Here is a 19,760-nt window from a genome sequence, read left to right on the forward strand (position 1 = left end):
GTCTCGAGGCGACATCGCGAGGGCGCGTGGCAAGAATACCCGCATCGCCTGTCGATGACATCGCCGGCGCCTCGCCGCCTCGGTGACCTATCTGACGGAGATCGCCGGCTCCGCGTGCGCGACGCCCGTCTGCGTGGACAATGCGGGGACGGAGAACATCGCCCCCTGCCACTGGATGTCGTAAGGCCGTCCGTCTGCGGCCAGGACCTCCGCATTCACGAAGTACTGGCCGCCGGCCAGGGGAAGGCTCGGGAAGCTGTACGTGATGATCCGACGACCCGCGGAGCTGGGGCCGTGCCGCGTGGCATTGCGGCGCGTGCCGGTTCCGAACACCTGCTGGCCGTTCGGGGTGTCGATGCTGAGGCTCGAATGCCACTCGTCGATGTCGTGCGGCACATCGACCTGGACCTCGACCATCATCTCCTCACCGGTCGAGATGTTCTCGACCGGGTCACCGGACGCATTGCGCACGAGGACGGAGACGATCTGGGGAATGAGGCGGGCCTCGGCGCTCTCGATCGCAACACCGGCGGCGGCTTTCCGCTTGCCCTCGAGGATCTCGCGGTGCACCCGTGTCGCGTCGACGGAGGACCCGATGAAGGCGACCTCTCCCTGACTGAGCACGACGCCCCGATCGCACACTTCCATCACCTGCTCGGCCGAGTGCGAGACGAGGACGATCGTGCGCCCCTCGCGCTGGAACTGGCGGATCTTGTCCATGCACTTGCGCTGGAAGGCCTCGTCGCCGACGGCGAGCACCTCGTCGACGAGGAGCACGTCGGGGTTGGTGTGCACCGCGACCGCAAACGCCAACCGCACGTACATCCCGGAGGAGTAGAACTTCACCTGACTGTTGATGAAGTCGCCGATCTCGGAGAACGCGAGGATGTTCTCGAACTCGGCATCCGTCTCCTCTTTGGAGAGACCGAGGATCGCCGCATTCAGGTACACGTTCTCACGACCGCTCAGATCCGGATGGAAGCCGGCGCCCAGCTCGAGGAGTGCGGCGAGCCGCCCGCGGCGCAGCACGGTGCCCGACGACGGGTCGATGATGCCGCCGATGACCTTCAGCAGCGTGCTCTTGCCCGAGCCGTTCGTGCCGAGGAGCCCGATCGACGAACCGGCGCGGATCGTGAACGAGACGTCCTTGAGGGCATCGAACGACTCCTGGTGCGCGCGTCCTCGACGCCCGAGCGTCACGACCCGCTCTTTCAGGGAGTTGTCCTTGCGGAGAACGAATGACTTCGAGACGCGGTCGACGACCACGACCTCCGGGCCCTCCTCGCCCGTGGCGCGATCAAGAGTCGACATGGTTCACAGCTCCTGCGCGAAGTTGCCCTGCAGGCGCGCGAACACGCGCTGACAGATCCAGATGAGCGGCAGTGCGACCAGGAGCGCGATGAGCATCCGCAATGCGAGGTCGGGAGGGTAATCCGCTTCCGTGCCGGTCACCCAGAAGGTCTTGTGGAAGCCGAGCACTGCGAGAGTGAGCGGGTTGTTGGTGTAGACCTCGAGCAGCCAGCTCGGAAGGTTGAACTGGGCGAAGACGTCGTACACCATCGTCCATCCGTAGACGATGGGCGAGGCCCACAGCGCCAGCGTCAGGACGATCTGGACGAGGTACTGGACGTCGCGCAGATAGACGTTGAGAGCCGACATGAGGATGCCGAGGGCGGTCGAGTACAGCACGATGAGCAGCACCGAAGGGATGAAGTAGAGCAGGTCCGGTGTGAACGGCGATGATCCGAGTATCAGGCAGGCGACGGTGAGCACCACCACCTGGACGCTGGACGTGAAAAGGGCGGAACCCGTGGAGGCGAGCGGGAAGATCTCGCGCGGCACGTAGACCTTCTTCACCAGGCCCGCGTTCGCGACGATCGATGCCGTGGTTCCGGAGAGCGTCTCGGAGAAGAGCCCATAGATCGTCAGACCGGAGAACACGTAGAGAGCGAAGTCCTCGATGCCGCGCGCGGCGCCCAGGATCTGGCCCATCACGACGTAGTAGACGAACAACTGGATGAGCGGATTGATCAGCGTCCAGAGCACGCCGAGAACGCTGTCCTTGTAGCGCGCCTTGATGTCCCGACGGACGAGGAGGCCGAGCAGCTCCCGATGGGCGAACACCGCCCGCAATGAGCCCCAGGTGTCGCGGAACCCGGCTTTTCCCCCGGGGGCGACGAGGGGCTGTCTGCTCAGACGCTCGAATCGGGTGAGAGCGCTGTCACTCAATTCGTACCTTGACTTTCTTCGCCGGCGACCAGCGACCAACTATACCGGTCGCCGGATGCGAGTCCCCCGAGTGAGTGAGTGGCCCTCGAGTCAGCTCTCCGCCCATCCAGACCCGGTCGATGGCGGCCTTTTGGCCGTGCCGACGTTATGCCGGAGACTGGTGGCATGCGTGGAATCATCTTGGCCGGCGGCACGGGCTCCCGTCTGCACCCCATCACCCTCGGGATCTCGAAGCAGCTCGTACCCGTCTACGACAAGCCGATGATCTACTATCCACTCTCCACACTGATCCTCGCGGGCATCCGCGACATCCTCATCATCACGACGCCCCAGGACTCCGACCAGTTCCAGCGACTGCTCGGGGACGGCTCCCGGTTCGGCGTCGCGATCACCTACAAGACCCAGCCCGCGCCGGACGGTCTCGCGCAGGCGTTCATCCTCGGGGAGCAGCACATCGGGTCCGACTCGGTGGCCCTCGTCCTGGGCGACAACATCTTCTACGGGCAGGGCATGGGCACGCGCCTTCGCCAGTACACCGATCTGACCGGTGGCGTCATCTTCGGCTATTGGGTCGATGATCCGGCGGCCTACGGCGTAGTCGAGTTCGACGTGGACGGCAACGTGGTCTCACTAGAGGAGAAGCCCGCCCAACCGAAGAGCAACTACGCCGTGCCCGGCCTCTATTTCTACGACAACGACGTCATCGACATCGCCAAGAATCTGAAGCCGTCGCCGCGCGGCGAACTCGAGATCACGGATGTGAATGTCCACTATCTGCAGGGAGGCAGCCTCAAGGTCGAACTGCTTCCGCGCGGCACCGCGTGGCTCGATACCGGTACGTTCGACTCTCTCAGCGAAGCGACCGACTTCATCCGCACCGTGGAAAAGCGGCAGGGCCTGTCGATCGGATGCCCCGAGGAGGTCGCCTGGCGGATGGGCTTCCTCAGCGACGATGAGCTCCGCCAGCGCGCCGAACCGCTCGTGAAGAGCGGATACGGCGCCTACTTGTTGAAGGCCCTCGAGCAGGGCCGACACTGAGCGACAGGAGACTTCCACGATGACGGACGTCTCTCCGGTCGGAATTGCCCCGGCCAGTCTCGATGCGAACGCACGCCGACTGTTCATCTACGTCGTATGGGACCGCCGTGGCGAGGTCGAGGACTACATTCCCTATGCGCTCGCGGGCATGCGCAGCCATGCCGCCCACATCCTCGTGGTGATCAACGGCGCGCTCTCCGCCGAGGGGCGAGCAGCGCTGGAACCGGTGAGCGACGAGATCCTGGTGCGCGAAAACGTCGGCTTCGACATCTGGGCCCACAAGGATGCCCTCGACCACATGGGCGATCGGCTCGGCGACTTCGATGAGCTCGTGCTGACGAACGACACGTGGTTCGGGCCGGTGCGCCCCTACGCGGGTGTCCTCTCTCGCATGGACGCCCGACCCGTGCACTTCTGGGGAATGACCGACCACGCCCGGGAAGAGCCGAACCCCTTCACCGGCGACGGAGTCCTGCACTATCACCTCCAGTCGTTCTGGATCGCGGTACGGCGCGAGATGTTCCTCTCCGAGCGTTGGAAGCAGTATTGGCACGATCTGCCCGACATGCCCGGCTATTTCGACGCCGTGCTTCAGCACGAGACGGTCTTCACGGAGCATTTCGCGTCGGCCGGGTTCACGCACGACGTCGCCTTCGCCTCAGAGGATTACCCCACCGATCATCCGGCGCTGTTCAACCCCGATCTTCTCTTGGCGGACGGGTGCCCTTTGCTCAAGAGGAGACCGTTCTTCCACTATCCGCCTTTCCTGGACCGGCACGCCGTCATCGGCAGGGAGATCCTGCGCGATGTCGCGGGTCATGGATACCCGATGCCGTTGATCTGGGAGGACCTGGCTCGCAATGTCGCCCCGAAGACACTCAACGCGGACGCCGGTGCGCTCGAGGTCCTGCCCGAGGTCGACGTCTCCTACGACGCCACAAGGCCCTTCCGAGTGGCCGTCGTCATGGACATCGAGCACGTCGAGATGGCCGATGAGCTGCTCGACCGCGCGTGCTGCCTGCCGGATCCCTTCGATCTCATCATCACGACCACGTCGCCATCGCGGGCGCGACAGCTGCGCGAGACGCTGGATCGGCGAGCGGACTCCGGGGTGCGCAGTGTCGATGTGCGCGTCCTGCCATCAGAACTCGGCCGTCATATGAGCGCCTTCTTCATCGGATGCCGCGACGTGCTGCTCGATGGCCGGCACGACCTGGTCGTGAAGCTCCACTCGAAGCGGTCGTCGCGGAAGTCATTCAACGTGAGCCGCTACTTCACCCGGCACCAGCTCGAGAACCTGCTGAGCTCACCGGGTTATGCGGCCAACATCCTGGCACTGTTCCAGCGCGAGCCCGGGCTCGGCCTCGTCTTCCCCCCCGCACCCCACATCGGCATTCCCACCTCTGGAGCCGGCTGGTCGCTGCACCGGCCGCGGGCGGAGGCGCTCGCAAGGAGCCTCGGCATCCGGGTTCCCATGGACGAGGTGTCGCCGCTCGCGCCGCTCGGCGGCATGTTCGTGTGCCGCCCCGAGGCGCTGCGCCTGCTCAGCGACCATGAATGGCATTACTCGGACTATGCAGCCTCGCAGGAGTTCCCGAAGGCGCCACTCGGGCCGACGCAGGAGCGACTCCTCACGTATGCCGCCGGGGAGCGCGGTTTTCATTCCCGTACCGTCATGAATGCCGAGCACGCCGACATCAGCCACACCGCTCTCGAGTTCAAGCTCGATCAGCTCGCCTCGACGACCCCCGGGTATCCGATCGAGCAGATCCAGTTCCTCCACCGCTCCGGGCCGACCGGACGCGGGAGCGCTCTCGACCTCACGCGCATGTACCTCCGCCTGAACCACCCAGAAGCCGCGAAGTCGATCGCACCGTTCACGGCTGCCGCCCGCGGCGCCGTTCACCGACTGAAGTCGCTTCGCCTCGGATCACGGAGGGTGACATGACGGCTTCGCCGGTTCCCGTGGCCGCGGCGACCGCATTCCCGGCACCCGGCCGGCGGCTCGTGATCTACGTGGTGTGGGACAGGCGCGGCGAAGTGGAAGACCACATCCCATACGCGCTCGCGGGCCTGCGGGAGCACGCGGACCGGATCCTCGTTGTCGTCAACGGAGCACTCTCTCCCGAGGCACGTACGAAACTGGAGCCCGTGTCGGATGAGATCCTCGTCCGGGACAACCACGGCTACGACATCTGGGCGCACAAGCACGCGCTCGATCACCTGGGAGCCGAGGTGGTCGAGTTCGACGAAGTGATCCTCACGAACGACACATGGTTCGGGCCGGTCCGTCCGTACGGACCCGTGCTCGCGCGAATGGAGGAGCGCCCCGTGCATTTCTGGGGCATGACCGACCACGCCCGGGAAGAGCCCAACCCCTTCACGGGAAGGGGTGTGCTGCACTACCACCTGCAGTCGTATTGGATCGCGGTCCGCGCCCCCCTTCTCCGCTCGGAAGCGTGGGCGGCGTATTGGCGCGACCTTCCCGACATGCCCGAGTATCTCGACGCGGTCCTTCGACACGAGGTCACGTTCACCGAGCACTTCGCCTCCCGCGGATACACGCACGACGTCGCCTTTCCCTGCGGGGATTACCCCACGGATCACCCGGCCCTCTTCAACGCCGATCTGCTGCTCGCCGACGGCTGCCCCACCCTCAAGCGACGACCGCTCTTCCACTGGCCGCCCTTCCTCGACCGCCACGGCGTCATCGGTCGCTGGACCATGGCGGATGTCGATCGCTACGGCTACCCGGTGGAGCTCATCTGGCGCAACCTCGCGCGCAACGTCGAGCCGAAGGTGCTCAACACGGATGCCGCGATGCACGAGGTGCTGCCGGAGGTCGACGTCTCCTACGATCCCGCGAATCCTTTCCGCATCGTCGCCGTGCTGCACATCTTCTATGTGGAGATGACCGACGAGATGCTCGATCTGGTCGACACCCTGCCGGGCGCGTACGATCTGGTCGTCACGACGCCAGACGCGTCCAAGGCCGACGAGATTCGAGACATCATCGCGCGACGCCCCCGCGAGGGCCGTCGGGTCGACGTGCGCGTGCTCGAGTCCAACGACGGCCGCGACCAGAGCGCGTTCCTGGTGGCCTGCAAGGATGTGCTGATCAGCGGGGAATACGACCTCGTCCTGAAGCTCCACTCCAAGAAGACCCCGCAAGACGGCTTCAACGTGGGGCGACACTTCAAGAACCAGCAGTTCTCGAACCTCCTGAACAGCCCGGGGTATGCGGCGAACCTGCTCGCGCTCTTCCAGAAGGAACCGGGGCTGGGCCTCGTCTATCCCCCGACGATCCACATCGGCTACCCGACCATGGGCCGAGGCTGGTGGTCGAACAAACCCGGGTTCGAGCGGCTCAGCGCGCGGCTCGGCATTCGGGTGCCGCTCGATGAGATCTCGCCCCTTGCGCCTTACGGCTCCATGTTCGTCGCCCGCCCGGAGTCGCTGCTCCTTCTGGTCGAGCACGACTGGTCCTACGACGACTTCGGCGGCGCCGAGGCCTACCGCGATGGGGGACTCGCACATATCCTCGAGCGCATGCCGTCGTACGCCGCCGCTGAACTCGGCTATCACACGCGTACCGTCTCGACGGCCGAATACATGTCGATCAGCCACACGTCGATGGAATTCAAGCTCGATCAGATGTCATCGACCATCCCCGGGGACAGCGTCGATAAGATCATGTTCCTCAAGCAGGCGGGCTACGTCGGGCAGGGCCGCCCGCGCGACTTCGTCCGCATGTATTTCCACCTGCATCCGAGAGTCGGACGATTGCTGGGCTGGAGCATCGACGAGTCCCACCCGCTCGGCAGGAGGCTCCGCCGCCTCGCGTCTGCGCTGCGGTGGAAGCGCCGATGATCGTCGCCGTTGCGGCCACGGGCGCGGCAGCCGCCGCGGCACGGGAGACGGTGCGCTCCATCCAGGCCGTCGCTCCCGAGCTGGCCTGTCATGTGCTCGACGTGGATGGCCGCTATTCCCCGATCGGGCATGAGACCGTCTCGTCGCCGCGCGACGTCGGACTGCCGCTCGCAGCCACCCGCCTGACGCACGACGACGCCGACTTCCTCATCGCCGCCACGGCCCTCTGGGCGACTCGTCTGCTGGACGAGGAACAATCCGTACTCGGCCTGACGCCCGGAATCCTGCTCGTCAGCCCTCCCACAGGTGCATGGCTCGATGGCGACGCGACGGTCGCCGTCACGCGGACGGTGGCCGTCCAGCCCGCTCAGGCCGTGCAGATATCCGTCCTCGCGAACGAGCTCTTCCTGCTCGGCACCGCCGCTCGCCCGCACGGTCCAGGGCTGGAGGCGCTCGCCCGCGACTGGCGGACCGTGGGGCGCTGGCTCGACTTGTTCCTGGCGCGCGTTCCGCATCGTGTGCTCGCGGATGACGCGCTCTTGGTGTCACGATGGAATTCGGATGCCGCCACCGTTCTCGGGGATGTGGGGGGGTCGCTCAGTCGGAACGGCGTACCGGTGCTCGCCCTGGCCCTGGATGGCCTCGATCCCGTCCATCCGACCCTCTTCGACAGCCGCCGCGGAGCATCGTCAGGTCCGCTGCTCAGCAGGAATCCGCTGCTGGCACAGCTCGCGAGCGAATTCGCAGAACGCCAGCTGTCCCAGCTGAGCGGCACCGCCGAGCCTCCCGCGGACGCTGCGGTCGTACGGGCGTGTGCTCGGGCGGGCGTCGATGCGGGCACATCTCTCGACGCCGCTGAGCACGACCTCGAAACATGGCTGCTGGAACTCTTGCCTGCGGCTCACCGTGCACCGGCAGCTCGCTATCTGGCAGGCATCCGCTTGCTGCGCTCCGATCTTCGCGATGCGTTCCCTCACGTGCCGGGCAGCGACTCTGCCCGATTGGCTCGGTGGGCCCTCGATCACGGCGTCGGCGAGCCCGGATACGACGTCACCCTCCTTCAGCGCGCCGCTGAGCGCACGCTCGCCGCTCAGCCGGCACCCGATCCCCCCGACACGGGCCGGCCCCACGGTGTCAACCTGGTCGGCTACCTCTCGGGGGAGTTGGGCGTCGGCACGTCGGCGAGGCTGATGGATGCCGCACTCACCGCCGCGGGCGTTGCGACGAGTACTTTCCCCGTCACGACGAGCCTCGAGTCGCGTTTCTCGGCGACCTACCGGCACACGTCGGGAACGCGTTACGACACGACGCTGCTGGCCGTCAATGCTGATCAGACGCAGGCGGTGAGCGAGGCGATGGAGGACGTCGTCGACGGCAGCTACCGGATCGGCATGTGGTACTGGGAGGTCGAGTCCTTCCCCGAATCGCGCGACGCCGCCTTCGCGCTTGTCGATGAGGTCTGGGCGGCCACGGACTTCGTACGCGATGCGATCGCCGAGCGCGCCCCCATTCCTGTTCGCACCGTCACGCCGCCACTTCCGCAGAGGTCTGCCGGTGACCCTCCTGGAGTCCCGGCGCACCTGAGCATCCCCCTGGAGAGGGCATGGTTCTTCTTCGCGTTCGACTACCTGAGCACAGTTGAACGCAAGAATCCGCTTGGACTCGTCGACGCATTCACACGCGCTTTCCCGCACACAGACGCCCACGGCCCCGTTCTGGTCATCAAGACGCTCAACGCCGGACTGCGCCTGGGAGAGGCCGAGCGGGTTCGCCTCGCCGTCGCGGGCCGCCGAGACGTCATCGTGATCGACGAATACCTCGAACCCGAGGAGCTCACGGCTCTGATGGCGAGGTGCACGGCGTACGTCTCGCTCCACCGCGCCGAGGGGCTCGGGCTCACGATCGCGGAAGCGATGGCGTGGGGGCGACCGGTGGTCGTGACCGCGTACTCCGGCAACATGCAGTTCACGAACGACCGGAACGCCTTTCTCGTGCCCTGCGAGATGACGGCGATTCCGCCCGACGCCGATCCGTACCCTGCCGGAACCCTGTGGGCGGATCCCGACCTCGATCAGGCTGCGGCGATTCTTCGCGGGATCGTCGACGATCCGGACTCCGCGGCGGCCGTCGGCCGGCGAGCCGAAGAGGACATGCGCCGACTGCACTCCCCCGAGGTCGTGGCACAGCGGGTGCGTGAATCGCTCCGTGCAGGATGGGACCGGCGCGACAAGATACTCGCCCGTGAGGCGAGGTCGGCGCGACCCCCGCTTCTGCGAAGAGTGCGCGCTCGCATCCGGCGAGCCCTGTTCCGAGCGGACGGCCGTCGGCGATGACCGCCCCCACGGCAGTCGTCAAGGGTCGAGCACAGGCGTCGGGTCACCCTGAGGCAGCGACGCCATCCTCCACAACCACACGAAACGCGTGGTTGGTGTTCGGCGTCCTCTTCGTCGCGTCCGTGATCGCCGCTCTCTCGCTGCGCAGCATCATCTTCGCCGAGCCGATGGTGGCGTGGGGGGACGACGCTTCCAACGGTCTGCTCATTCTCGAGGCGAAACGCTTCAGCCTGCTCGAGGGGCACTACTCCCGTACGGGAACGAACCACCCCGGTCCCGGCTGGCTCTACCTGCTGGCGGGAGGGGAGGCCCTGTTCTACGACTGGCTGCACATCGTCCCGGCACCGTTCAACGCGGTCGTCCTTGCCCAGATTCTCATACAGTGCCTCTGCATCGCGGCCGTCGGCGGCGTGGCGACAGCGCTGACCCGCCGAGCGTTCGCCGGCATCTTCATCGGCGCTGCGACGTTCTGGGGATTCGTGGGATGGTTCGGCGACACGCCGTTCCTCGGCTATGCGCTCGGGAACACCTGGCCACCGTTCGCCTCATTCACCTTCCTGGCACCGGTGGTGGCATTCTCCATCGCTGTAGCCTACGGGCGCACGGCGTTCCTTCCCGGGCTGGTTCTCGCCGGGGGCCTGCTCGTACATACCCACGTCGCGTTCTTCTTCGTGTTCGGCGGCCTCTTCGTCGGCGTCTCCATCGCCTGGTTCGTGGTGCATCGCCGCGGCGTCGGAGCGGAACTGAAACAGCATCGCGTGGCCGCGGCGCTCGCGGCGATCGCACTCGTGCTCGTGATAGGGCCGCTCGTGCTCCGCACGATCCTGGATTGGCCCAATCCATGGCAGGGGTGGTTCGGATTCACCCGAAGCGTGACCGTGCATCCGGGTTGGGGCGAGATCGCCCAGTATTTCCTCAGCGACCTGATGCTCATCGGGATCCCCGTGTGGGTCTACGGCGCCGCGGCCGCCGTGGCAGCGCTGCTTCTCGTGGTCGAGCGTGATGCGGCGCGGCGGCGCCTCGCCGTGACGGCCTACTCGGTGATCGGCGTCATCGCGCTGCTCTCGATCCTCTACGTGAAGCTGGCGGTCGACTACGTCAGCCCGGTCGAGGTGTACGGCTACATCGTCGTTTACACGCTCGTGCTGCCGCCGATCTTCCTGTCCATCGTTCTCGTCCATCTGGTGGGGACGGTGACGGAACGCGTGAAGCGTGCGGGAGGCTGGCGCGCTGTCAGGGTGGCCGTGCCCATCCTGTCCACGGTTGCAGCGATCGCGCTCTTCGGGTCGATCACGATCGCGAACCCGACCATCGGGTACGCCCTGCAGCCCCAGATCGCGAGGATGGCCCAGATCGGCGACGAGCTCGCAGAGTACGCGAGGGCGAATGGAGAAGTCGGCATCTATCTGCGGGATGGGTCTTTGTGGCCAGACTTCGCCACCGTATTCCTGGCCGCACTTCGCAACGAGGGCGTGGGTGACGTCTGCGGATACTACGCGGAGGGCAGCGACGCGCAACGACTGACGATGTCGAGCGCGTTCGCGTGCGACGGAACGCCGGAGAACATCGTGGAGCTCATCCGCGCCGACTCAGCCGACTCCGCCACGGCGCTCTGGTCGCATCAGTCCGATCTCGTTCATCCCGAAGGCCTTGTGGAATGGGTCCCGCGCTCCTGACCCCGCTCGTTCGCGATGCCAGCGACTCGATGGCGGAAGGGCAAGTCGGAACACTCATCGGAGCTGCATCAGCGCTTCACACCCGCAGCGAGTCGGACGACCGCGGGAGCGGTCCCCCATCGGGGACGAGGGCAGCCCACGCGAGGTCGGCGTAGTCATCCCACGTGCGCGTGGGGCGCGCGTGCGCCTCGTCGCGAAGTCGTTCGAGGATGTCGTCGTCCGAAAGCAACGCCCGCATCGCCCGGGTGATCTGATCGTCGTCGCGCGGATCCACGAGCATCGCACCACCTGACTCGGCGATTTCCCTCGTGCTTCCGAACTCCGACGTGATGACCGGCGTCCCGACGGCGAGCGACTCCGCGACGGGAAGGCCGAACCCCTCGTTGATGGATGGGAAAACCGTGAAGCGCGCGACTCTGTACGCGGCCCAGAGCAAGGAGTCTCCGGCGCGGCTGATCGACTCGACCGGTCGTCCTGCCGCCTGAAGGGCCCCGAGGCGCTCATGGAACTCCTCGCTGCGCCACGCGTTCCCACCTATGAAGCACAGCGAAAAGCGTCGGCCTTCCCGCCAGAGAAGTTCCGCCGCGTGAAGGACGGCGAGATGGTTCTTGCGCGGTTCGTGGCTCCCCACAACGAGGACGAGCGGCATGGTCCCCACGACCAGCCTCTCGCGGGCAGCATCGAGGTCGGACGGGGAGGATCCCCCGGCCGACGTGGGCAGCAACACGGGAACGACATCGGGGCCGACAAGCCCTGCACCCCGCAGCATCACGCGCCAGCCGTTGTACTCGATCGCAGTTGCCTGCGAGATGGTGCAGACCCTGGTGAAGAACTTGAGCGCCGACAGGTAGTGGGCGAAGGCACCCGTCAACCCGGTCGCTATGAGCGTTTCACTGGACGTCACGGGAATGAGGTCGTAGCAGATCGCCGTGCACTGAGTTCTACCGAATCGACCCAGCGACCGCAGGCGCGCCGCGCGCGACAGCTCGGCCGACACCTCCGGAAGAACGAAGATGGTCTCCCATGGGACAACGACCGTGGTGCCGACCCGGGGCGGGTCCTCGCCGACCCGCGCACGGCCGTCGCGAACGCGGGCCAATTCGTCCGGCTCGAGCTCGCGCATCGCCTGCCAGCCGTCGGTCCAGGCCACGAAACGGACACCGGGGCGCGTCAGCCATCGCTTGGCGACTTCTCGGACGACCCTTTGGATGCCGGTCGTCATCGTCGTGCTGACCGTGTCGGAGACGTCGACGAGCACGGCTGCCTGTTCCACGACCACTGTCCACCGGATGCTCTCTGCGGTCGTCTCGCTTCGGATGGCCTCGAACAGCGCCGCGGGATCGAACTCGGCTCGCCTTGCCGTCTCCTGCACGAGCGAGGACTCCGGAAGCCGGCCCGTCAGCACGGCGAGCGCGAGCCATATCTGGCTGCGATCGCGCGCATCCACGAGCCGGCTCAATGCGGACATCAGGCCCGCTTCGTCTTCTACCGTGACAGGGTTGTGGCCGAGAGCCTCCGCAAGTGTGGCGAGACGTCGAATCCACCCGCTCACGAGCGGTCGGGAGTCACGAAGTCTCATGAGAGGCCTCCTCGAGCAACGGCGCGACGAGGAAGTCCCAAAGCTCCGCTGCGTAGTAGTCCCATGTCGTGTCGGGGCGGTCGCGCGCTTCTCGAACGAGGGCGTCACGGAAGTCGGCGTCGGTGACCAGCTGCCGAAGTCCCTGAACGATCGACAGGTCATCCCTCGGGTCCACCGTGATGCATCCGCCGTCTGCCGCGATCTCCGCCTGGCTGCCGTACGACGTCGTCAGCACCGGCGTTCCGACGGCGAGCGCCTCCACGAGCGGCAGTCCGTACCCTTCGTGGAGCGAGACGAAGGCGACGGCGTCGGCGTCCGCCAGTTCGCTCCACAGCACTTCCTCCGACACGCGGCCGAGGTCGACGAGCGACCTCCCGTCGGCCGTGAGCCGCTCGATCGTCTCGCGCACGTGCTCGTCCGTCCAGCCGTTGCCGCCCACCATGCGCACTTCGAAGGAGAGACCTTCGGTCCACAACCGCTCGGCCGCGAAGAGGAGCGCACGGTGGTTCTTGTGCGGCTCACGCGTGCCGGAGAAGACGATGCGAGGCTTATCGCGTCGCGCACGGTTGCGGACGCCTAACCATGTCGGCGCAGTGCTCGCCGGGAGTCTCACTTCGCGGACGAGGGGTCCGGTCAATCCCTGCGCCTCCAGCATCTGAGCGAACCCCGAGAACTCCGCGGTCGCAGATGTAGAGATCCCCGCGATGCGGTCGGCCGCCTTGAGTGGCACCAACCACTCCCCCGCGGCCATCGCGTCATGGATCGGTCGCGTCTCGACGCTGGTGATCGGGATCAGGTCGTATCCCACGGCAGAGAGCCGGTTGCCCGAGCAATGGGCGATTCCGGCGAGCGCCTCGGTCGGCATGCCGATCGGCACGTCGGGTAGCACCACGACCGTGTTCCAGGGGACGAGGAGTTCGGGTTCGTAACCGGGGTCCACCTCGTCTGGCGTGACCGTCGCGCCGAATCGCACCACCCGGGCGACCTCGCGCGGCGCCGCCGAGCGAAAGATGCGGTAGGTGTCGTCCCATATCCCCAACTCGATTTCATGCGCGCCCGCCCACCGCGACACCGTCTCGCGGACGACGCGGTGGATGCCGGACTGATAGTCGAGGCGTCCCGACGTGTCGACATCGATGAGCGGCGTCGTGACCACACGCATGGGGAGGTCGATGCGGCTTTCCGACGCGAAGCGCACGGCCCGTCCCAACAACGCCGTCTCGACGGCGTCCAGTGGCTCCAGCTGGATGGTCCGCTGCACGGCGCGCACATCGTCGACACTCGGGAACCGGCCCGTCACGGCCGTCAGGATGAGCCACGGGATCGAGCGAGAGGACCGCGCGCTCGCGATCTTCAGCATCCGTCCCAAGAGTGTCGCCGTGTCGAGGCCGACTTCCGTCGAGGGGCTGATCGGAGGGTCGGGAAGGATGAAGCGCGCCGCCTCGAAGACTCGCTGGTCGAGCACACGGAGGGCTGCGGCACTCGACAGACGCGTTGCGCTCAACGGATTCGGCCGATCGCTCTGCGCAGTCCACGAATGGGTTCCGTCACTCGCCACGACAGCGATCCATGCATCGCCGCGAGCTCCTCGCGCAAGCGGTCAGCGTCCGGATCAGCCACCTCGGAGCGCCTCATCGGCGAGACCGCATCCGCCCACTCGGTGAGGGCTATGCGCTTCCAGTGGATGACCTGCGCTTCCAGCTCAGACGTGGTCGAGTCCAACTGTTGGGACAGACGCTTCAGCTCGTCATCGAATCGCGCCGGGACGAAGTCGTCGAGCACGCATGCGGGGTACGCCAGCCGCGCCGCCAGCTCCTCGCCGTGCTCCTGAGCCACGTAGAAGCGCGAGAGGCCATCGAAGAGGCAGAACTCGTATCCGGCGGCCAGGATTGCGGGTTCCCACTCCTCGTGAGTGGCCACCGTCGAGTTGGGCTGGGTCGCCTCGACGACCAGTACCCATGGGCGATGCCGCCGCAGATCGAGGCCTCGTATGACGGCCGCCTCGGCGCCTTCGACATCGATCACCATGAAGTGAACGGGTCTGTCGGCCCACCCGGCGTCCGAGTAGACCTGTTCGAGCGTGCGCGCCGGCACGACGATGTCTTCGACCTTCCGGCCGGTGATTCGGTGGCGCTCCCCCACCGCGTCCACTGTGGATGACAATCCCGTCCCGGCGACGGCGTGCAGCGTGACGTTCGCGGACTCGCCGTCGGAGATCGCCACCCGAAGCTGCACATCACGAGGGCGCTGCTCGCGATGCAGCGCCGCAAACTCCTCGACAGGCTCGATCGTGATGCCGTTCCAACCGCGATCGTAGAACGCACGCGTCACCGAGTCGGTGCGGGGATGGTTGGCGCCCACCTCCACGTAGTGTCCTTCGGACACGTGCTGAAGCGCACGCCACAAGACGACGTCCTCGGCATTCTGGGCAAACGAAACGAAGGGGCCGTCAGACATGGAAGCGATCTTAGCCGGACCGCAGAAGCGGTCCATGCGTATCGACCGGGGCAGGACCGGTAGGCTCGCAACGACCGAACACCGCCCTACCAAGAGGAACCATGGCACGCGCGCTCATTACCGGAATCACAGGTCAGGACGGCCTTTACCTCGCTCAACTGCTGCTCGGCAAGGGGTACGAGGTCTACGGCCTGATTCGCGGGCAGAACAACCCGAAGCGAGAGCTCGTCGAGCGAACCGTGCCGGGTGTCCAGCTGCTGACCGGCGACCTCACGGATTTCTCGTCACTCGTCCGCGCCCTCGCGGTCGCTCAGCCAGACGAGGTCTACAACCTCGGAGCGATCTCCTTCGTCGCCTATTCCTGGGAGAACGCATCAGTGACCGCGGATGTCACCGGTAAAGGCGTCCTCACCATCCTCGAGGCCGTCCGCCTGTATGCGGGAAGCGAGCCCGAGAAGGTGCGCTTCTACCAGGCGTCGAGCTCGGAGATGTTCGGCAAGGTGCAGGACGTGCCGCAGCGCGAGTCAACCCTCCTGTGGCCTCGCTCGCCCTATGGCGTGGCCAAGGTCTTCGGGCACTACATGACGATCAACTACCGAGAGTCGTATGGACTGCACGCTTCATCCGGCATCCTCTTCAATCATGAATCCCCGCTGCGCGGCCCGGAGTTCGTCACCCGCAAGATCAGCCTCGCCGCGGCGCGCATCGCCGCCGGCAAGCAGGACAAGCTGGTGATGGGCAACCTCGACGCTCAGCGCGACTGGGGTTTCGCGGGCGACTACGTGGAGGCGATGTGGCGCATGCTCCAGCAGCCGGAGGCCGATGACTACGTGATCTCCACGAATGAGACGCACTCCGTCGAGGAGTTCGTCGTTCGCGCGTTCGCGCGGGTGGGCATCGAGGATTGGCAGAAGTACGTCGAGCAGGATCCCCGATTCTTCCGGCCCGCCGAGGTGGAGCTGCTCATCGGCGACGCGGCCAAGGCCCGTGAGCGCCTCGGCTGGGAGCGCACCGTGGACTTCCCCCGCCTCGTCGACATGATGGTCGATGCCGACGTGGAGCGCGTCGCCAACGGGGAGCTCTGAGTGCCGCGCGCCTTCCTCACGGGCATCACCGGCCAGACGGGGAGCTATCTCGCGGAGCAGCTCGCCGGGGCGGATTGGGAGGTGCACGGACTGGTCCGGCCCGCTGACAGCAGTGCAGCCGCGACCCGACGGCTCGTCCCCTCGGCGACGCTTCATGAGGGCGACCTCGGTGACCTCGCCCGATTGACCGCGCTCGTCGATGACGTCGAGCCCGACACGATCTGGAACCTCGGCGGCCTGTCATCGGTCGCCGCTTCGTGGCAGCGTCCGGTCGAGACCGCCCAGATCACCGCCGTTCCCGTGGTGGCGCTCCTCGAAGCAGCGTGGCGGCTCCAGGAATCCCGCGGGCGACCGGTCGCATTCGTGCAGGCTTCGAGTGCGGAGATCTTCGGTTCCCCCGAGCACTCCCCTCAGGATGAGGCGACGCCGATCCGCCCCACCAATCCGTACGGCGCCGCGAAGGCGTATGGCCATAATCTGGTCGGCCTGTACCGCCTGCGAGGGCTGCCGGCCGCCAGCTGCATCCTCTTCAACCACGAGTCCCCGCGGCGTCCGCCCTCGTTCGTCACGCGTAAGATCACGCGCGCCGCCGCGAGGATCGCGCTGGGACTGCAGAATTCGCTCGAACTGGGAAACCTCGAGGCACGGCGTGACTGGGGATGGGCGCCCGACTACGCCCGCGCACTGGCATCAGCGGCCACAGTCCCCGACGATTACGTGATCGCAACGGGCGAGCCGCACTCGGTGAAGGAATTCGTTGCGGCGGCCTTCGCCGCGGCCGGCGTCGAGGACTGGCCCGAGCGAGTGCATGTCGATCCTTCGCTGGTGCGCCCCGCGGACGCCGCGGAGCAGGCCGGCGACTCGAGAAGAGCCCGCACGGCACTCGGCTGGGAGCCCACCAAGACCTTCAATGAGATCGTCGCAGCGATGGTCGAGGCCGACTTGGCGGAGGCGCGCGCGGAACGCTGATCGTTCCCCTGTCTCCGGGCACGACCGGAGCGCCCGGTATCGTGGAACCATGCGCAGACTCCTCGTCACCGGCGGCGCCGGGTTCATCGGCTCCAACTTCGTGCACCACGTGATGGAGCACACCGACGACCACGTCACGGTGCTCGACAAGCTCACCTACGCGGGGAACCGAGCCTCGTTGCACGGACTCCCCGACGACAGGCTGACCTTCGTGCAGGGCGACATCGCGGACGCGGCCCTCGTCGATGAGCTGTTCGCGAACACGGAAGCCGTCGTGCACTTTGCCGCCGAGTCGCACAACGACAATTCTCTGCACGACCCGCGTCCGTTCCTCGACACGAACATCATCGGAACGTACACGCTGCTCGAGGCGGCCCGCCGCCACGGGACGCGTCTGCACCACATCTCCACCGACGAGGTGTACGGCGACCTCGAGCTCGACGACCCGACCCGATTCTCGGAGACAACCCCGTACAACCCCTCCAGCCCCTATTCGTCGACGAAGGCCGGGAGCGACCTCCTGGTGCGGGCGTGGGTGCGCTCGTTCGGCGTGCAGGCCACGATCTCGAACTGCTCGAACAACTACGGGCCTTACCAGCACGTCGAGAAGTTCATCCCGCGCCAGATCACGAACGTGCTGCGCGGCATCCGTCCCAAGCTCTACGGCAAGGGCGAGAACGTGCGCGACTGGATCCACGCAGACGACCACTCGTCGGCCGTGCTGACGATCCTCGACGGCGGCGCGATCGGAGAGACGTATCTCATCGGCGCAGACGGCGAGAAGAACAACAAGGAGGTCGTCGAGCTCATCCTTCAGCGCCTGGGCGAGCCGACCGACGCGTACGACCACGTCACGGATCGAGCCGGCCACGACCTGCGCTACGCGATCGACTCCACGAAGCTTCGTACCGAACTGGGATGGCGGCCGCGCTACCAGGACTTCGAGGCGGGCCTCGGGGCGACGATCGACTGGTACCGCGACAACGAGTCGTGGTGGGCGCCCGCGAAGGACGGCGTCGAGGCCTTCTACGCTTCGAAGGGTCAGTGATGACCGAGTTCGGCAAGGCGCTCACGCCGACCGAGACGTCCATCCCCGGCCTGGTCGTCTGGGATCTCCCCGTGCACGGCGACTCGCGCGGCTGGTTCAAGGAGAACTGGCATCGCGAGAAGATGACGGCTGCCGGCCTGCGCGATTTCGGACCGGTGCAGAACAACATCTCGTTCAACGACGCGGTGGGCACGACACGAGGCATCCATGCCGAGCCATGGGACAAGTGGGTGTCCGTGGCGACCGGGCGCATTTTCGGCGCGTGGGTCGATCTTCGCGAGGGACCGACCTTCGGCGCCGTCTTCACGACGGAGCTCGACCCGTCGCGCGCGATCTACGTTCCTCGCGGCGTCGGCAACTCCTACCAGACGCTCGAGCCCGACACGGCGTACGTGTACCTCGTGAACGATCACTGGTCGCCCGACGCGTCCTACACATTCCTCAACCTCGCGGACGAGGCATCCGCTATCGCATGGCCGATCCGCCTCGACCAGGTCGAGGTCTCACCGAAGGATCTCGCACACCCGCGCCTGGCGGACGTGACGCCCATGGGACCGCGCAAGACGCTCGTGCTCGGTGCGAACGGGCAGCTCGGTCGCGCGCTGCGCGCCGAGTGGGGGGATGCGCCGCACATCGAGTACGCCACTCGCGCCGAGCTGGACCTGTCGTCTCCCGATCTCATGAACGCTCGCCGCTGGCGCGACTACGACACGATCGTCAATGCGGCCGCCTACACATCCGTCGACGTCGCGGAGACGCCCGAAGGCCGGGTGCACGCATGGTCCGCGAACGTGCTTGGTGTGGGCTCGCTCGCCCGCGTCGCCACCGAGAACGACATCCTCCTCATCCATGTCTCCAGCGACTACGTCTTCGACGGCACGTCGACCCGACCGTACCGCGAGAACGATCCGTTGAGCCCTCTCGGCGTGTACGGGCAGACAAAGGCGGCGGGCGATACCATCGTGGCCACGGTTCCGCGCCACTACATCGTCCGCACGTCCTGGGTCGTCGGTGAGGGTAAGAACTTCGTACGCACAATGGCGGATCTCGCCCGTCGGGGGGTGGACCCCCGCGTCGTCGACGATCAGGTCGGCCGGCTCACGTTCACCCACGACATCGCCCGCGGGATCCGTCATCTGCGCGATTCGGCTGCCCCCTACGGCACTTACAACCTCACCTCCTCTGGAGCATGTCGTTCGTGGGCGGACATCGCGGCCACGATCTTCGATGTGATCGGCGCTGATGGTGGACGCGTGATCCCGACGCCGACCGACGCCTACTTCGCCGGGTCGATGAACACCGTCGCCCCACGGCCTCGTTACAGCGAACTCGACCTGTCGCGCATCGAATCGACCGGATTCACGCCCGGCGACGGTGACGAGCGACTCGAGACGTACGTGCGCGCGCTGGGGTGACGCCGAGCCTCGGGGCAGCACTCCGCCCTCGATGCTCTGGGTCCGACAAGAGTCGCATCGA

14 protein-coding genes are annotated in these 19,760 nt (G+C 66.5%); 9 read left to right on the forward strand and 5 right to left on the reverse strand.

Annotated elements, in window-relative coordinates:
• Window positions 1–87: 87 nt before the first annotated feature.
• Both ACPW96_RS06670 and ACPW96_RS06675 read right to left on the reverse strand, forming a co-directional pair.
• Window positions 88–1,311, reverse strand: a complete 1,224-nt coding sequence (locus ACPW96_RS06670) for an ABC transporter ATP-binding protein (RefSeq protein ID WP_425817124.1) — start codon at window positions 1,309–1,311, stop codon at window positions 88–90.
• A 3-nt stretch (window positions 1,312–1,314) separates the two neighbouring features.
• The gene (locus ACPW96_RS06675; RefSeq protein WP_425817122.1) at window positions 1,315–2,229 is read right to left on the reverse strand and encodes an ABC transporter permease; all 915 of its coding nucleotides are present in this window, start codon (window positions 2,227–2,229) and stop codon (window positions 1,315–1,317) included.
• A gap of 165 nt (window positions 2,230–2,394) precedes the next feature.
• Between ACPW96_RS06675 and rfbA the strand changes: the two genes are divergently transcribed.
• From rfbA to ACPW96_RS06700, 5 genes are all read left to right on the forward strand, one after another.
• A complete protein-coding gene (gene rfbA, locus ACPW96_RS06680) occupies window positions 2,395–3,267 on the forward strand; it encodes a glucose-1-phosphate thymidylyltransferase RfbA (protein WP_425817120.1) in 873 nt (290 codons plus the stop codon).
• Between the two features lie 19 nt (window positions 3,268–3,286).
• Complete coding sequence (locus ACPW96_RS06685) at window positions 3,287–5,215, forward strand: rhamnan synthesis F family protein (RefSeq protein ID WP_425882423.1); 1,929 nt, start codon at window positions 3,287–3,289, stop codon at window positions 5,213–5,215.
• The gene (locus tag ACPW96_RS06690; RefSeq protein WP_425882424.1) at window positions 5,212–7,137 is read left to right on the forward strand and encodes a rhamnan synthesis F family protein; all 1,926 of its coding nucleotides are present in this window, start codon (window positions 5,212–5,214) and stop codon (window positions 7,135–7,137) included. The genes ACPW96_RS06685 and ACPW96_RS06690 overlap by 4 nt, the downstream gene beginning before the upstream one ends.
• On the forward strand, window positions 7,134–9,470 hold the full coding sequence (locus tag ACPW96_RS06695; RefSeq protein WP_425882425.1) for a glycosyltransferase: 2,337 nt from the start codon (window positions 7,134–7,136) through the stop codon (window positions 9,468–9,470). The genes ACPW96_RS06690 and ACPW96_RS06695 overlap by 4 nt, the downstream gene beginning before the upstream one ends.
• 95 nt (window positions 9,471–9,565) lie before the next feature.
• Window positions 9,566–11,146 (forward strand): hypothetical protein, encoded by a 1,581-nt coding sequence (locus ACPW96_RS06700; protein WP_425882426.1) that lies wholly within the window; start codon window positions 9,566–9,568, stop codon window positions 11,144–11,146.
• Between the two features lie 76 nt (window positions 11,147–11,222).
• On the opposite strand, the gene ACPW96_RS06705 is transcribed toward ACPW96_RS06700, so the two are convergent.
• Genes ACPW96_RS06705 through ACPW96_RS06715 form a run of 3 tightly spaced genes read right to left on the reverse strand, consistent with a single transcriptional unit; the run spans window position 11,223 to window position 15,182 of the window.
• Window positions 11,223–12,725, reverse strand: a complete 1,503-nt coding sequence (locus ACPW96_RS06705; protein WP_425817110.1) for a glycosyltransferase family 4 protein — start codon at window positions 12,723–12,725, stop codon at window positions 11,223–11,225.
• On the reverse strand, window positions 12,712–14,229 hold the full coding sequence (locus ACPW96_RS06710; protein ID WP_425882427.1) for a glycosyltransferase: 1,518 nt from the start codon (window positions 14,227–14,229) through the stop codon (window positions 12,712–12,714). The genes ACPW96_RS06705 and ACPW96_RS06710 overlap by 14 nt, the downstream gene beginning before the upstream one ends.
• Entirely contained in the window at window positions 14,226–15,182 is a 957-nt protein-coding gene (locus ACPW96_RS06715; protein ID WP_425882428.1) for an FkbM family methyltransferase, read from the reverse strand. The genes ACPW96_RS06710 and ACPW96_RS06715 overlap by 4 nt, the downstream gene beginning before the upstream one ends.
• A 101-nt stretch (window positions 15,183–15,283) precedes the next feature.
• Here ACPW96_RS06715 and ACPW96_RS06720 point away from each other — a divergent pair, with 101 nt between their 5' ends.
• From ACPW96_RS06720 to ACPW96_RS06735, 4 genes are read left to right on the forward strand one after another with little or no spacing between them, the layout of a single operon-like run.
• Window positions 15,284–16,267: a GDP-mannose 4,6-dehydratase gene (locus ACPW96_RS06720; protein ID WP_425817104.1), complete on the forward strand. Its 984-nt coding sequence runs from the start codon at window positions 15,284–15,286 to the stop codon at window positions 16,265–16,267.
• Window positions 16,268–17,236, forward strand: a complete 969-nt coding sequence (locus ACPW96_RS06725; protein ID WP_425817102.1) for a GDP-mannose 4,6-dehydratase — start codon at window positions 16,268–16,270, stop codon at window positions 17,234–17,236.
• 49 nt (window positions 17,237–17,285) lie between these two features.
• Entirely contained in the window at window positions 17,286–18,284 is a 999-nt protein-coding gene (gene rfbB, locus ACPW96_RS06730; RefSeq protein ID WP_425882430.1) for a dTDP-glucose 4,6-dehydratase, read from the forward strand.
• Window positions 18,284–19,699: a sugar nucleotide-binding protein gene (locus ACPW96_RS06735; RefSeq protein ID WP_425882431.1), complete on the forward strand. Its 1,416-nt coding sequence runs from the start codon at window positions 18,284–18,286 to the stop codon at window positions 19,697–19,699. Before rfbB ends, ACPW96_RS06735 begins: the two co-directional genes overlap by 1 nt.
• Window positions 19,700–19,760 lie beyond the last annotated feature (61 nt).

The organism is Micromonospora sp. DT81.3 (assembly GCF_049847225.1).
GTDB lineage: Bacteria > Actinomycetota > Actinomycetes > Actinomycetales > Microbacteriaceae > Microbacterium.

Bases quoted from the DNA above. Each gene is read 5' to 3' on its own strand.
- ACPW96_RS06670 (WP_425817124.1), bottom strand. From the start codon at position 1,311: ATGTCGACTCTTGATCGCGCCACGGGCGAGGAGGGCCCGGAGGTCGTG.
- rfbA (WP_425817120.1), top strand. From the start codon at position 2,395: ATGCGTGGAATCATCTTGGCCGGCGGCACGGGCTCCCGTCTGCACCCC.
- ACPW96_RS06685 (WP_425882423.1), top strand. From the start codon at position 3,287: ATGACGGACGTCTCTCCGGTCGGAATTGCCCCGGCCAGTCTCGATGCG.
- ACPW96_RS06690 (WP_425882424.1), top strand. From the start codon at position 5,212: ATGACGGCTTCGCCGGTTCCCGTGGCCGCGGCGACCGCATTCCCGGCA.
- ACPW96_RS06695 (WP_425882425.1), top strand. From the start codon at position 7,134: ATGATCGTCGCCGTTGCGGCCACGGGCGCGGCAGCCGCCGCGGCACGG.
- ACPW96_RS06705 (WP_425817110.1), bottom strand. From the start codon at position 12,725: ATGAGACTTCGTGACTCCCGACCGCTCGTGAGCGGGTGGATTCGACGT.
- ACPW96_RS06715 (WP_425882428.1), bottom strand. From the start codon at position 15,182: ATGTCTGACGGCCCCTTCGTTTCGTTTGCCCAGAATGCCGAGGACGTC.
- ACPW96_RS06720 (WP_425817104.1), top strand. From the start codon at position 15,284: ATGGCACGCGCGCTCATTACCGGAATCACAGGTCAGGACGGCCTTTAC.
- rfbB (WP_425882430.1), top strand. From the start codon at position 17,286: ATGCGCAGACTCCTCGTCACCGGCGGCGCCGGGTTCATCGGCTCCAAC.
- ACPW96_RS06735 (WP_425882431.1), top strand. From the start codon at position 18,284: ATGACCGAGTTCGGCAAGGCGCTCACGCCGACCGAGACGTCCATCCCC.